Raw genomic sequence first — 16,436 nt, forward strand, 5'->3', positions numbered from 1 at the left:
ATTAAGTGTGTTTTTATTTCGGTGAAAATAAAAAAGCCAGCTTTAAGCTGGCTTTTAATATAATTTTATTTTTGTTAAAAAATTACTTTTTTCGTTACAAATGAACCATTGTCTAATTCAATTCTTAGCAGTAGAGTTGTATTACTTTTTTGAATATTGCCAAAAGAAATTTCATTTGAGTTAACGTTTTTCTTGTTACTAATTATTCTTCCTAATATGTCATGAATTATAATTGACTTAATTTTAAGACTTGTTGATTTTACAGTTAAATGATCATTTGTAATAACAAAAATATTATTATTCGAATCTTCTAAATCGTCATTACTTAATCTATTCTCTGTATAGCGTAAAACAAATCTATCTGTTATATTACCTTCAGATGCTGAAAAAGTATATGGAGAATCTTTTAGGTTATGAATTATATTATTTTCTAAGTCCTCAATATAAATATTTTGATTTGTAGTTTCAAATAATCCGTCTAACGCACTAATTGCAATATTATATGTTCCTTCTTGAGGAATTGTAACACCTAAATTAACCCTGTCGTTTACATTAAAAGGTAAAGCTCTTCCTTGTATTGACATAGGGTCATTTCCAATTAAAGAATAAAAGTTTTGACTTGGTTTATAGTCTGTAAATGAATCATATAAAGCATCTTCATCTTGTGTAGCATTAGTAACATATCCAACTAGCATTCTATTTACTGCTCCTGTAGATCCAACTAAATCCAACCAAATTCTATTTTGCTCTATTGTGTCTGCGTTATTTTCAATAGTACTATTTCTATAGAATTGATTATTTGCAAAACTAGCACTTCTCATAGAGTTGTTAAATGTAACTGAGCTAGATCCAGGTGTCCCAGGATTCATAAGAACCATAAATCCTTGACCAGAACCAATTTTATAATCACCAGGCCCACTTGTTGCTCCAGTTAAATTAATAGTGATATAGTCAGAAGGGTAGTAGTTTGTAATAAAATCTTGGTAAAAAGGATCTACTGCATTTGTAGGTAATTGCCCATGGGTCCATATTCTAATTCCACCAACTATAGTGTTGTTTGAAGGGAATGTTAAAAATTCATTTACTCCTAATGCAGAAGGGTATGGGTTTCCTATAAGATTCCAGTTATCATCTGTAATTGTTCTTAGCATGCCTTGTGTACCTACAGTTATATAGTCTGTTCCTCTAAAAATAGTAGGAGTAAATACTCCATTATTAGGAACTCCTACAAAATTAGCTGTTAAAGGACTTGTTGATGCATTAGTAAAGCCTGCAGGTGCTCTTAGTATATATCCTTTAGCAGGAATCATACTTTCGCTAGTATTTAACCAAGTACCTTCACCTCCATTTGCATTTGGTGCAGTTGTACCCCATTCAAAAATATTAGCAGCTGGTGTAAGAGGAGAAACATTTTGTACAGGGAAACTTTCAACTGGAGACGACCAATAAGAATAATCTTGTAGCCTAACATTAGTGATACGTTCCATGTTAATATTTCCAGAATTGATTGCGGCATCATTCACTTGAACAAGGTTTGCAGTGTTCTGAATATTTAGTGTTCCTCCTGTAGCTACCGTTATTCCATTAGTTACAACCAAGTTTCTGCCAGAGTTTATAGTTAAAACAGCTCCAGTTTCTACATTCAAGCTACAAGCTAATGCGTCAGCTCCAGCTCCAATAATTGGATCGTTTGCAACATTTGGTATAAATACTGATTCAGTTATAACAGGTACTCCAGCAGGAGTCCAGTTACTAGCAGTATTCCAATTTGTACTTGTAGATCCATTCCATGTTTTATCTTTATTAACAGTTACGGTAGTCTCATCTAATTCAGTAATGGTTCTTCCATCACATAATGTATAGGTGATTTCAGCAGTATATATAGTTGTAGAAGCCGGACAAACATTAATCACATCTGTTGTTCCTACTACAGTTCCTGAAACTCCTGACCCTTCATACCATGTTATAGATGCTATTGAATTACCATTTGGAACAAAACGCCAAGCTTCGTTAGTAGCGGCCCAGTTAGCGTCTAGTCCATTTCTTCCTGGTGGTACAGAAGCTAAAGTACCTGTTGAATTTTGGATTCCAACTACTGCATTTCCGTCATTCCAAGTTCCAGCTCCAAAATTGTCAATATTTTTTTCTTGTATATAGACTTCAATGATGTTTGAATTTTCATAAAGTACCATCATACCAGTATATAAGATCGAATTTTCATCAAACATAGGTACATCAGACCAAGAAGCAACTAATGCTCTACATCCTGATGGTAGTGTTATTAGTTCCCAACCAACTTCTCCACCAACTCCTGGGTTAATATCGTGGAATACTCCAAAAATGGAATTCTCTATTAATCTTGGATCTCCACTGATAGGAATGTTATTTGCAAAACTATATCCTGACGAACCACCTGCTAAAGCTGTATTAAAAGTCAATATTCCATTAGAACCAATAACACATTGGTTATAAGTGTTTCCGTAAAAACAAAAATCAAAAGGCAAGTTAACCACAGGAGACCAAACATCATCCGTATTAACACTTACCGGATTTGCTAGTCCACTAAAGCTAAATGGAGGGTTGTATGCTATTGGTTCTACTATATAACTAGTAGTTTCTCCTAAATCTAAATAAGTAGCTTCTAAATCCACACAACCTGATGGAGAAATACAAGTAATTGGTGCAGGATCAGATCCACTTAATCCTAAACCACCTGACACTACATTTGGACAACCGGTTTCTACAACACTTACAGTCATAGTTACAAAAACAGCTGTTGAAGAGGTTGCACTTTGAGAACTATTAGTACAAGTTACAATAAGTTGCCAGTGTACATCTCCACTTGCTGGAGCTGTTGCAGTATAATTGGAATAGGATGTAGTTGCTGCACCTGCGTTTGTCCATGTTGCCCCTGCATCTGTACTGTATTGCCATTGATAGGTCATATTGGATGCATAAGTATATCCACTTGCAGATACAGTATAAGTACTGCCTGGCCAACCTGTGTTAGGCGAAGTTGATACTGTTCCTCCAGTTGGTGTTCCACTACAAGGCGCGGGAACCAATACTGTTATTGTATAATCTTCTGCTTCTCCATATGCAAAATCTCCACAAGAAGGAGCTGGATTACTTAAATATGCATTTCTAATTCTCATTCTGTAATTTCCTGGAGCTGTCCCACCTGGTATTGTAACAGTTCCTAATGTTGCTGGTGTAGCTACATAACCTGTAGAGAGAACTGTTTCTCCAACATCATTAAAATCAAGGTCGTTATTCCAGTCTACCCAAACTGTATAGCCGTATGTGCTAGAAGGATGTGTAGCAGTAATGTTAAAACCTAATCCAGCATTTTGAGAAACTACCATTGCTGTGTAGTTTGCATATCCACCAGCAGTAAACCCTGTCGGTGTATTGTTTATATTTGTAACACCACCTGCTGTAGTTATTCCGCTAATATAATAAGTTGTATTAGTTGAATTATTTGCTGTGCAGTAACCAGTTGTAGCGGTTCCAGTCGTATATGGACTCCAACATCCATTATTAGCTCTTATTCTGTAATAATAAGTTGTATTTGCTGTTAGTCCAGTTAAATTATAAGTTATAGTTGGATCGTTTATTGTAAAAGGTGATCCAAGAACGTTTATTGTGTATCCAGCGTCAGTGGTTACTTGTAATTGATAAGAAACTGCATTTATTCCACCTCCAATTGAAGAGGGCCATGAAAAATTTATTGAATTTAAAGTGGCACTTGTAGTTACAGGAGAAGGAGTGGCAGGACAAGTAACTGCATTGCCAGTTAATGCTCCTGAAGCATTATATAAAGGTCCTCCAGAACAGTTTGTGTTGTTGTATGCATAAATATAATAATAATATCTAGTATTGCCATTTAGACCAGTTCCAGCAATTGTTGTAGCAGTTCCGTTTTGCACAAAAGTTAATCCAGCTCCTAAGGTTCCAATATTAGCTGCTGTATATACAACTCCATTAACTGGTTGAGTTGGAGGTGTTGCTGAAGTAGAGCGTATTACTAAATATGAATCTGCAGTTCCTGAAAAAGTTGCAGGAAATGCTGTTGATGTGATTGTTCCAGGAGTAAAGCCATTTGCTTGTGCAGCTGGTGTTGTACAAGGTCCTGGTGATGTTGCGCAAATTCCAAAAGTTCCCTGATTATCATTGCTAAATTCCCAAATACGAACATATATTGTTGTTCCAGGTGTAAGGCCAGTTCTTGTTATAGAAGACATTAATCCATTTGCACTATCATCATCATCACATTCTAATAATGCTAAAGAGCCGCAAGCTCCTGTATACCATGCCATTCCAGAATCTGTCATTCCTCCGGTTTGAGTATCTACTGTAACTTGTCCGTTTGCAGGAACTAAAAATGAAAACCATACGTCACCACCTGAATAGCTTGCACAACCTGGTGCTGGTGGAGTAGAGGGTAAAGTAGTTGCTGTTGCACCTACATTTGTATAAGTTGAATATGAACAACTTGTGTTTATTGTTAACGGAATAGCTCCTGTACAATCGTCATTTGTTACTGGAGGTGCTGCAGCAGTTACACAAATACTTGTTAATGCAAGATTACTGTTTCTAGTGTTTCCTACCGCAATATAATATGTTCCGTTAGCTAGATTTGTTGCGGTAATAGTCTCTGTTTGTACTCCATTTGTGTTATCTGAATCTTCACATGCAATATTTGTTAATGAACCACATGTTCCAGAAAATAAGCCAAGTGCCAAGTTCCTTGCTCCGGATACTGCTGTAATTGTTATAGTTTGTGGGCCAGAGCTAACCGTAAAAGAATAGTATTCTGATCTTTGCCAACCACTACAAGTAGGTGGAAATTCTGTAGTTCCATTAATTGTTCCTGAACCACAAGTTCCATTAATTGTTAGTGGAGTTGCTGTAGCACAAGTATTACCTTGTGAAAATAGAGTAGAAGTAAAGAGAATTAACAGTAATGTTGTAATTTTTTTTACTAGTAGGTTTTGGTGCTTGTTTAATAGAAAAGTTTTCATTTTATATTATTATAGTTTGGCAGATTTATTTATTTCTAATTTACAAATATATTTTTTTTTATCACTTTATATTGATTTTTTGTTATTAATTTATTAAAAAAAGATGTTTTATAGATATAATGCAAAAAAAACCGATAAAAAGCATTTGTTGTATTTTTTTTATCTAAAATGTTAAATAATATAGTAAACAAAAAAGAGGCTTGTGAATTTCACAAGCCTCTTAGTAATTAATTGTTTTTTTGTATTAGAAAATAATCTTTTTGTTAACTATTACTCCATTATTCAATTTAACTTTTAAAAGTAGAGTAGTGTTGTTTTTTGTTAAGCTTGATAACATAAATTCCTTAGAATTAATATTGTTGTATTTTTGAACAACTTTTCCTAATAAGTCATATACTTCAATTGAGTTGATATTCTCATTTGAAGAATAAAGCGTTACATTATCATTTGTAACCACTGTTAAATTGTTTTCTAAAGTTACATCATCTTGAGATAGTCTTGAAGAATTGTATAAAAGTACAAATCTATTTTCATCTCTACCAACAGTTCCAGTAAATGTATAAGGAGCAGTTCTTAAATCATGGAATATACCTAATTGTTTGTCTTCAAGATAAATGTTTTGAGCGGTGTCGCTAAATAATCCATCTACGTTTGAAATTGCAATAGTGTAAATACCGTTTTGAGGAATTGCTACTCCAAGAATAACTTCATCATTTTGGTTGAAAGGTAAACTTCTTCCTTGAATTATTAATTCTTGACTTTCAGCAATAGAGTACAATTCAAAGTTAGTTTTTACTCCTTGTGCAATAGCATCATACTTATTGTCTAAATTGTTGCTAGCTTCAGTTGTATATCCAACTAAAGTAGAGATGCTTGCATTTGTAGGTGAACCAATAGTTAACCAAATTCTATGCTTCTCAACTTCGTTTTCAGTTCTATAGAATTGATCATTTCTATGTGCATTACTTCTCATAGTGTTATTGAATATTGCATTTTCTGAAGTAGAATTTGCATCATTCATTAAAACAAAAAATCCTTGACCAGCACCAATTTTTCCGTCATATCCAAACTGTGTACCACCTAAAGCATTATAAGTAATATAGTCAGCCGTTGAGTAATTTAAAAGATAATCTTGGTAAAATGGATCTGCAATTGCAGCTGATGGATCAATTCCGTGAGTCCAAATTTTAACAAACTGATTTAAGTTAGCGCTATTTGCTGCTAAGAAATCATCTGCACTAATTGCTGACGGATAAGGATTTCCTAATAAGTTCCAGTTGTCATCATCACTAGTAACTTGTGTTGATGTTGGGCCGGTATAAGTTGCACCAGTATAAGTGCTTCTTGTTATAGGTGTAGTAATGTTACCATTATTTGGTGTACCTATAAATGTACTTGTTCCAGAAGAGCCTCTTATTATGTATCCTCTACCAGTTGTCATAGCACCTGAAGCTCCAGCCCAGTTTCCAAAATTACTTGCGTAACCTGTTACTGTTGTAGGGTTCCATAGATATCTAAAAACACTAGCGGGTGTAATGTTGTTTAGGCTAAAAGCAGCAACTGGTGTTGACCAATATACGTAGTCCAGTGTATTATTAGTCACGGCGTTTCTTTTCATGTTAATAATACCAGTATTTGCAACATTGTTAATTTGGATTAAACTTGCTGAATTTTCGATATCAAATGTTCCTCCTGTTGTTACGTCAACATAATCTTGTATAGTTAATGTGTTTGTAGGTTGTATTTGTAAATTACCTAAGTTTTTAACTTGTAATGTTCTACCAAAGGCATTGTAACTTGCACCTAAAACTTTTGATGGGTTTGTAGAAGTTACATCAGGAATAATTACACATGTGTTAATTGTTGGAACTCCTACCGGTAGCCAGTTGTTTGGGTTGTTCCAGTCATTACTCGATGTTCCTTTCCAAACACTTGTTTTATTGTTAATAGATACGTTTTGACTAACCGAACATCCGTTAGATAAAGTAGCTGTAGCGGTAAAACTATATGTTGGTGTTTCTAATTGTGCTAAAGTAGGTTTTACAAAAACGGTTGTAATTGGTGTACCCGTAACATATGGAATGGTACATGCTGCATCTGTGTATGCTGCAACAGGTGATCCGCTTGTCCAATTGAATGAAGTGTTTAAAGGTACGTTACCGTATAGTTGTAAATTGTCTATAGCTAAACCATCACACCATTCTCCATAGTAACGAACTCTAACTCTAAAGTTTGGTTGATTTATGTAGGCATTAAAATTGTAATTTTTATTTACAAAACGAGTTCCATAGCCTATATCTGCAATATATCTATCAATTTCGGTCCATGCCGTTCCTCCATCTGTAGAAATGTCTACTGTTACATAGTCTAATGTAGGGTTGGAATTGTCTACATAATATCTTGAGTAAAAAATATCAAAAGATAATGTCAAATCTAAATATGTATTTGTATTGACAGTTGGTGTTAAAATAGCATTATGTGTTACTACTGAACCTACGTCTGAAGTTGCCATTGCATATCCGTTACCGTTAAGTCCAGACGCTATTGCTGGAAACCATACTTGCTGCGCAGGTACAAATGTACTTGTTCTTCTTTGCCATTGTGAAATTGCGTCAGTAGCTGCTCCATTTGAAACAATATTAACGTTAGAACATACTCCAAGTCCGCTGTCAAATTTTTCGTCAACAAGATATGTTTGTTGAACATCTCCAGAAGCTGTCAAAGATAATACCTGGTTTTCTCCGCAAATTTCGGGTACTGAAGGGGTGAAGCTAATAGTAGCTAATGGGTTTACTCTTGCGGTTACCTTTGTTCTTACTAATGATTCACAACCGTTAAATGAAGTTACCCAATAAGTTGTTGTTGTTGATATTGAAGGTGTTGTCCATGTACCAGTTGCTGTAGTAGCTAAAGGTGTTCCTCCAAGTTCTGTGGTGTACCATCTGTATTGAGTTGCTCCACCTGAAGATGTAGCAGCTAAATTAACAGTTCCAGGTCCACACGTTACACCGTCTGTTACTCCTGTAATTATGGCAGAACAACTTGCAACTACTGTAAAAGTGTAGTCTTCAGTTTCTCCATAGTAGTCTATGTTACCACACGATCCAAAAGTTGAAATTGCATTTGCATCATACGGAGCAACATTATCATCTTTATTAATTCTAATTCGAACTCTATAGTTTCCTAATGGCTGTGCAGCAGGAATAATAAATCCAAAAGTCGTAGAATAGGTTGCAATTCCACCAGTATCATAAACTGTTTCACCAGCATCTATAAAATCGCCATCTCTATTCCAGTCAACCCAAGCTTTAACATAGCCACGACTACTCATTTGCATAGCAATATTAACTCCTTGTCCTTGAGCTTGTCTTGATCTATTGGCAATTGCAGAGAAATCTTGATATCCTCTAGGTGCAGAAGAATAAGAAGAAGTGTTTGATATGTCGTTAAGTGTCCCTACAAAGCTAATATTGTTAAAGTATACTAAACTTTCAAATCCAGCTCCTACACTTGGAGTACAATAAATTGGATCCGCAGATGTAGTTGTTGTAGTACCAGTTAGTGGAGAAGTTGTGTTGTATAATGGTCCTCCAGTACAAAGACTATTATATGAATAAATAAAGAAATAGTATGTAGTAGTAGTAGTTAACCCTGTAGCTACAAAACTTGTATTGTTGTCTGTGTCAATTATTGTATTTCCTATGCCAAGAGTTCCTCCAATAGTATATGTTGTTCCATTGGCTGGAGCTGGTATAGGAGCTATGCCTGTAGTATTCATTACAACCAAATAATTAGTAGGGTTAGGAACTGCTGGTGCAAATGAACCTCCTATAGTAGTTCCACTTGGAGTTAACATTAAACCTGTTGGCTGAGTAGTTGGTGTTGTACAAGCAAAAATAGCTTTTACATTTACTTTGTAATCTTGAACATCTGTTAAAGTATTTGTGTTACATGGAGTAGCTGCTCCTTCGCTGTTAAAAGCTAACTCTACCCTCATTCTTGTGTCGCTAACAACTGCTCCTGCCGGTACTGTAAAAGTATTAGTTAATGTTACAAATTGTGCCGAAGCAACTGTTGAAGTGGTAGATAAAATAGTTTCAGTAGCTACATCGAAAACACCATTTTTATTCCAATCAACCCAAGCAGAAATGTTTTTTTGAGAAGTCGTTGCATTGTATATAGTAACACTAACAGTATAGGTTATAGTTCTGGTAACATCAGTTCCTGTTGTAGGATAGTAATCTGTGTATCCTGCCCAAGCTGCTGTGTTTTTGTCTATTGTGTTTAATGTAACATTAGATATCCATGAACTTGCAGTGCTGTTTCCTCCTGCTGTACAATAAGATAAAACGGTTGTTGTATTTCCTGTTAAAGGGCCAGTTGTTAAATATAAAGGGCCTCCAGTACAAGCTGAATTAAATGAATAGATAAAAAAGTAATAGGTTGTTGTAGCGGTTAATCCTGTAGCTGTAAATGTTGTGTTGGTATCATTGTCAACAATTATATTTCCTGCTCCTAAAGTTCCTCCTATAACATATGAAGTTCCATTTACTGGATTAGTAGGAGGTGTACCTGTAGTATTCATAACTACTAAATAATTATCAGAGGTAGGTACGGATGCAACAAAAGAACCATTTATAGTTGTTCCACCTGGCGTTAGTGCTAAAGCAGTAGGTTGAGCTGTTGGCGCAACACATGCAGGAGCTGGTATTATGTTAACGGTATAGTCTTCGGTTTCACCCCAATTATATGTTCCACATGCTGATGGTGCTGCAGATTCATTAAAAATACAACGCATGCGTGTTGTTCCTGTTAATGCTCCAGCAGGAACTGTTACAGAAACAGTTATAGGTCCAACTGATGCAGCTGCATCAGCTAAAACTTGCTCACCAGCTTCAAAAGTTCCATTTTGATTCCAATCGATCCAAGCTGCAAATCTACCAGAAAAGTTAGTTCCTCCATCACAATCATTTTTAGCAATTGTTAAATTGTAACTTGATAGTTTTGTAACAGTTGTTGAAATAGATGTAAAATCTGTATATGCAGCACAAGCTGAAGTTGTATTGTTTATAGTGTTAAAAGTAACATTGCTTATCATTGAGTCAATTGTACTTGTTGCGTTTGAAGCACAATAACTTATACATCCAGGACCTGCAGGCGAAGTGATAGTTACAGTTGTATTAGTAGAGCCACATGATCCATTCGTTACGGTCCATCTTAAAACCAAAGGTGTTCCAGGTACTATGCCGGTAACTCCTGAAGTAGGAGAAGTTGGTGTTGTAACTGTTCCTGAGCCAGAAACTACTGTCCATAATCCAGTTGAATTTACCGGTGTGTTTGCAGCTAAAGTAGCTGTTGTAGCACATGCCGCTAATGTTTGGTTAGGTCCTGCGTTTGAAACTAATGCAGGGCAAGTGTATGTTATTTGTACAAAACCTTGAGCGCCATCTCCGCCAGTATTGTTTCTTCTTCCTCCAGAGCCTCCACCACCATAATCAAATCCTGAAGTCCCTGGATTATTAACAGCATATCCTGGCGCACCATTTCCTCCTAATAATGTGGCTCCAGTTCCTGCTGTAGTTCCTGTTGCATCACCACCGTTAGCTGTAGTTCCTGCACCACCACCACCTGCGCCACTAGCGCTTGCGGTACCATTACCACCATTACCACCTCTTCTTACAAAAATATTTCCTATTGCTCCAGTTGTGTTTCCAATTCCTCCAGCTCGAGAAGCATTAGCGGCAATACCACCATTTCCTCCATTAGCTCTTGCATGTGTAACTGCTAAACGAGTTACCTCTGAAAAGCTTCCAGCATTACCGTCTTGGTAATTTGTTCCACTTGGCGCAACTGTTATTCCAGCTACGGTAACAGTGTAAACCTGTCCAGATGAAACTGCTATAGTAGATCTCGCATATTGACCACCGGCCCCACCACCGGCCCCTTGATCATTATTTCCTCTTCCTGTTCCTCCAGAACCACCGGCTCCAATACAATCAATAGTAATGCTTGTAACACCTAATGGAACTGTAAAAGTGCCAGAAGTAGTGTATGTGGCAGGTGATTGGGAAAATCCTATTTGAATTCCAAAAAGAAGGAATAAAATTGATAGGCTTACGCTTTGTTTTGGTAAACATCTTTTAATAAAATAGGTTAAAAGATTTTTAGATGCTGATTTTGAGTAATTTATTATCATAGATATAGCGATTTTCTTGACCTTAAGATTTAATGTAGTAAATATATATATTATTTTAACATAATTTTAATATGATACATAAAATATATCCCAAAACACAATTATCACAAAAAAAACATTTTTTGTGATAATTGTGTTTTGCATTTTTTTTAAAAAAAGCAGCATTAAAATAAAAAAAAATCATACATTTGTTATTGTATTAATTCTAAATAATTGAATATGAAAAAATTACTACTCACTTTAGTGTTAACTGTAGGGTTTTGTACTCTTGCTTTTTCGCAAATGTACGTTAGTCCAAATAGTTACGTGTTTGTAAATGATCAATTTGTTTACGTTACACAAGACGTAAATTTAAATGCGGCCACAAGTAATTTTTATTTAAGAAAAAATTCTCAATTATTGCAAGGTACTGCGGGTGCTGGTGCAAATAGAGGTTTAGGAAATTTGTCTGTTTATCAAGAAGGTTCGTCAGGAAGTACTAAGTATAACTATTGGTGTTCTCCAGTTGGTGTTCCAGGTGCAGCTGCGGGAAATAAGAATTTTGGGATAACAAGGTTATTTCGTCCTACAACTGTAACAGCAAGTACTGCTGCAACGATATTATCTGCAACAGCGCTTGATGGTATATCTAACCCTTTGTCAATTGCTCCTAGATGGATTTATACGTTTACAACCTCAAGCACATATGCACAATGGGGTTTAGTTGGATCTGCTTCTTCGATAGGACCTGGTTTAGGATTTACAATGAAAGGTGTTAACGGAACAGATGCAACAGTTGCACACCCAGTTTCAGGATCATTTGGAGATGGAGTTGCAAATAATACTGGAGGCAGACAACGATATGATTTTAGAGGATTGCCAAATGATGGATCGATGACTAATGCGGTTTCTGTAGGAAATTTCACTTTGGTAGGGAATCCTTACCCTAGTGCTATAAATCTTAAGCATTTTTTAATTGGTGGAGCATCTGATGGTTTTCCAGCAATTTTAGGAAACACTAATACAACTGGAGTAGCTTATTTTTGGGAACAAGCTGGTTCAACTCATTTTATTACAGATTATAATGGAGGTTATGGAATATATACTCCAGCAACTAATATTTATACTCCAGCTGCTTTTTGGAACTATGATGGTTCAGGTAATCAGGAAGTGAATATTGCTGACCCTGGAACTATTTATCAAAGAAAATTTTCACCTATAGGTCAAGGTTTTATGGTTAGAGGTGCTGTTGCAGGTAATGTAACGATGAGAAATTATTATAGAGTTTTTGTTAAAGAAGGAGCAGTTAATGAATCTGAATTTGAAAGAAATTCTAATCAAGAGAGATTGATAGATCCAGAATATTATCCTGAGATTCCTAATGTTGCAGGTATAGATTATACACAAATTAAAAAAGGTTCTTCTCCTCATTTAAAAATTAATGCAGTGTATAACAACGGACCAACTGCGCCAACAACTTTAGCTTTAGACGATAGGGCTACTGATGGTTTTGATTTTGGTTTTGACGCACATTCTGCATCAAGTACAACTCCTATGGAGTTTTACTATGTAATTGATGGAGAAAGCGAAGGTTTTACGGCAATAGCAACTAATTTTGATGTTGATAAAAGAATTCCTGTTGGTTTTAGAACAAATCAACAAGCCAACTTTAAAGTGACAGTTATCGATGCTTATGATTTTGATGATTCTCAAAATGTATATATGCATGATAAAGAAACAGGAATTTATTATGATATTAAAAATGGTGTTTTTGATATGAATTTACCTATTGGAGATAATAAAACTCGTTTTGAAATTACGTTCAAAAACTATACTGATGTATTAAACGACAATAGTAATGACCTTGAATCTTTTCAAGTTTTTCAAAACAATGATAATTCGGTGTTAACCATTTTTAATACACTTAAGAAAGATGTAACTTCTGTAAGTTTATATGATGTAACAGGTAAAATTGTTGTTTCTAAATTAAACTTAGGGAAATCAGATCAATATGAGATTTCTACTTCTGGCTTAAGCGATGGTATTTATATTGTTAAATTAAGCACAAGAGATAATTTATCAATTGATAAGAAAGTTTCTATTTATAGAAAATAAAATAAAATTTAATTTTAAAAAGCAGCTTAGCGATAAGCTGCTTTTTTTGTTTTAGAATGATGATTGAAAAAATTTTAGATACAAATAATAGAAAAATTTCGTTATATATTAAACGTGAAGATTTATTACATCCTCTAATTTCGGGTAACAAGTTTAGAAAATTAAAATATAATTTAGCTGAAGCTAGATCTTTAGAAGCAGAAACTTTAGTCACTTTTGGTGGTGCTTTTTCAAATCATATTTTGGCGGTCGCGGCTGCTGGTAAAGAGTATGGTTTCTGTACCATTGGTATTATAAGAGGCGAGGAGTTATTCGATAAAATTAAGGATAACCCAACTCTTAAGTCCGCACAAGATTTAGGAATGAAGTTTGTTTTTGTTTCTCGAGAAGAATATAGGAACAAAGGTAATGAAGGTTTTTTAGAAGATTTAAATTTAATAGAAGGTAAGTTTTATGTTATTCCGGAAGGTGGCACAAATGAATTAGCAATAAAAGGTTGTGAAGAAATTATTACAGATGATTTACATAATTTTACACATGTTTGTTGCTCGGTTGGTACAGGAGGAACTATTTCTGGAATAATTAATTCTTCACATGATTCTCAAAAAATACTTGGTTTTTCTTCTCTAAAAGGTGATTTTCTTTCTGAACAAATTAGTAATTTTGTAACCAAGAAGAATTGGAAAATTAATACTGAATATCATTTTGGTGGATATGGTAAGGTTAATGATGAATTAATATCTTTTATGAATTCATTTTATATTGAAACAAAAATTCCATTAGACCCTATTTATACAGGTAAAATGGTTTATGGGGTTCATGATTTAATAAGGAAAAATTATTTTCCGGAAAACGCTAAGATATTAATGATTCATACTGGTGGTTTACAAGGAATTAAAGGGATGAATGATTTGTTGAGAAAGAAAAATAAAGAAATAATAAATTATGATGTTTAAAAAGATACTTTTTTTAGTTTTTACTATTTTACTAGTAAGTTGTAGTTCAAAAAAACCAGTGGTAAGAACTGTGAATAAAAACCCTACAAGCACAAATCGTACAACAAAAACAAAACCAATTACAAAAGAAAGTTCTAAGCCTAAGACTGAAATAAAAACGGTTCAATCAGAAGAAAATAATTCTTCAGAAGAGTTAGTAGCCACGTCAAAAGTATCTACAACAACAGATGATGTAAGATTGTATATTGATAGTTTTAAAGACGTTGCTAAGTACAATATGAAAAACCATGGAATCCCTGCAAGTATTACGCTTGCGCAAGGCGTTTTAGAATCTGGTGCAGGTAAAGGAAGGTTAAGCACTATTGCAAATAATCATTTCGGAATAAAGTGCCATACAGGTTGGACAGGAGAGTCGGTTTCACACGATGATGATGCAGCTCAAGAATGTTTTAGAAAATACCAAGATCCTTCAGAATCGTATAGAGATCATTCATTGTTTTTAACTTCAAGAAGTAGGTACGATGGTTTGTTTAAATTAGATAAAGGCGATTATAAATCTTGGGCCAAAGGATTAAAAGCAGCGGGTTATGCAACCGATCCGAAATATCCAGACAAATTAATTGGAATTATTGAAAGGTATCAGTTATATGAATACGACAATGAAGTTTTAGATAGAAATTATAAAGCAAATATTGCAGTTGTTGTTGAAAACGCAGAAAATTATCATATTATTCAAAAAGGCGATACGTTGTATTCTTTGTCAAAAAAATATAACTTAACTGTAGAAGATTTAAAGAAAATGAATAACATGAACGATAACTCATTGTCAATCGATCAAAAAATAAAAATAAAATAATGTTATATAAAAGAAGTAGCGAATTATTTGTTGAAGCAAATAAGGTTATACCTGGTGGTGTAAATTCTCCAGTTAGAGCGTTTAAAGGAGTGGGAGGAACACCTATTTTTATCAAAGAGGCAAAAGGAGCTTATTTATATGATGAAGATGGGAATAAGTTTATAGACTATATTAATTCTTGGGGACCAATGCTTTTAGGTCACGCTTTTGAGCCAGTTGTAAATGCGGTTATTGAAAGAGCTAAAAAAGGAACTTCTTTTGGAACTCCTACTGAATTGGAAACAAAAATCGCTGAATTAGCGGTTTCTATGGTTCCAAATATCGATAAAATTAGATTTGTCAATTCAGGTACAGAAGCGTGTATGAGTGCTGTAAGATTAGCTCGTGGGTATACAAAAAAGGATAAAATCATTAAATTTTCAGGTTGCTATCATGGTCATTCCGATTCATTTTTAATTGCTGCCGGTAGTGGTTTAAGTACTTTTGGAGTTCCAAATAGCCCAGGAGTTACTGAAGGAACAGCAAAAGACACATTATTAGCAAATTATAATGATATTGAAAATGTAAAAGCTTTATTTGAAGCCAATAAAAATGAAATTGCTGCCATTATAATTGAACCTGTTGCAGGAAATATGGGTTGTATACCTCCAATGGAAGGTTTTTTAAACGATTTAAGAACAGTTTGTAATGATAATGATGCATTGCTTATTTTTGATGAAGTGATGACAGGATTCAGGTTGTCAAAAGGTGGTGCGCAAGAACTGTATGGAGTTAATGCTGATATTGTTTGTTTTGGTAAAGTTATTGGTGGAGGCCTTCCAGTGGGTGCTTTTGCAGCTCGTAATGAGATAATGAATTACTTATCTCCAATTGGTCCAGTTTATCAAGCAGGAACCTTGTCAGGTAATCCTTTAGCTATGGCTGCCGGACTTGAAATGTTGAAAAGCATTAATCAAGATAAAGAATTATTTATTCGATTAGAAGAAAAAACAAAATACTTAGAAGAAGGAATTAGAGAAAAACTAATTAATAATAAGGTTGATTTTACGATTAACAGAGTGGGTTCAATGATATCGGTACATTTTGATAAGAATAAAGTGTATGATTTTGAAACGGCTAAAAATGGGGATAATGATTTATTTAAAAAATTCTTCCATGGGTTGCTTTCAAAAGGTATTTACATTGCTCCTTCGGCTTATGAAACTTGGTTTATTACAGATGCTCTAAGTTATGAAGATTTAGACTATACTATTAAATGTGTGGATGAAGTTACAAAAGAATTTTAATAAAAAAATCCCAATCAATTGATT

General features: G+C 34.5%; 6 protein-coding genes. 4 read left to right on the forward strand and 2 right to left on the reverse strand.

Annotated elements, in window-relative coordinates:
* Positions 1-74: 74 nt before the first annotated feature.
* Positions 75-5,024 carry a GEVED domain-containing protein gene (locus OLM55_RS06000; RefSeq protein ID WP_264560504.1) on the reverse strand — a complete coding sequence of 1,650 codons (4,950 nt, stop codon included), beginning with the start codon at positions 5,022-5,024 and terminating at the stop codon, positions 75-77.
* A 244-nt stretch (positions 5,025-5,268) separates the two neighbouring features.
* Entirely contained in the window at positions 5,269-11,220 is a 5,952-nt protein-coding gene (locus OLM55_RS06005) for a GEVED domain-containing protein (RefSeq protein WP_264560505.1), read from the reverse strand.
* Positions 11,221-11,439: 219 nt separating this feature from the next.
* Between OLM55_RS06005 and OLM55_RS06010 the strand changes: the two genes are divergently transcribed.
* From OLM55_RS06010 to hemL, 4 genes are read left to right on the forward strand one after another with little or no spacing between them, the layout of a single operon-like run.
* Positions 11,440-13,314 carry a T9SS type A sorting domain-containing protein gene (locus OLM55_RS06010; protein WP_264560506.1) on the forward strand — a complete coding sequence of 625 codons (1,875 nt, stop codon included), beginning with the start codon at positions 11,440-11,442 and terminating at the stop codon, positions 13,312-13,314.
* 56 nt (positions 13,315-13,370) lie between these two features.
* Complete coding sequence (locus OLM55_RS06015; protein WP_264560507.1) at positions 13,371-14,270, forward strand: 1-aminocyclopropane-1-carboxylate deaminase/D-cysteine desulfhydrase; 900 nt, start codon at positions 13,371-13,373, stop codon at positions 14,268-14,270.
* Positions 14,260-15,126, forward strand: coding sequence for a glucosaminidase domain-containing protein (locus tag OLM55_RS06020; protein WP_319800106.1), 867 nt, complete (start codon positions 14,260-14,262; stop codon positions 15,124-15,126). The genes OLM55_RS06015 and OLM55_RS06020 overlap by 11 nt, the downstream gene beginning before the upstream one ends.
* Positions 15,126-16,412 (forward strand): glutamate-1-semialdehyde 2,1-aminomutase, encoded by a 1,287-nt coding sequence (hemL, locus tag OLM55_RS06025; RefSeq protein ID WP_264560508.1) that lies wholly within the window; start codon positions 15,126-15,128, stop codon positions 16,410-16,412. The genes OLM55_RS06020 and hemL overlap by 1 nt, the downstream gene beginning before the upstream one ends.
* Positions 16,413-16,436 lie beyond the last annotated feature (24 nt).

Origin of the sequence: Flavobacterium sp. N2270 (genome assembly GCF_025947225.1) — a bacterium.
Classification (GTDB): domain Bacteria; phylum Bacteroidota; class Bacteroidia; order Flavobacteriales; family Flavobacteriaceae; genus Flavobacterium.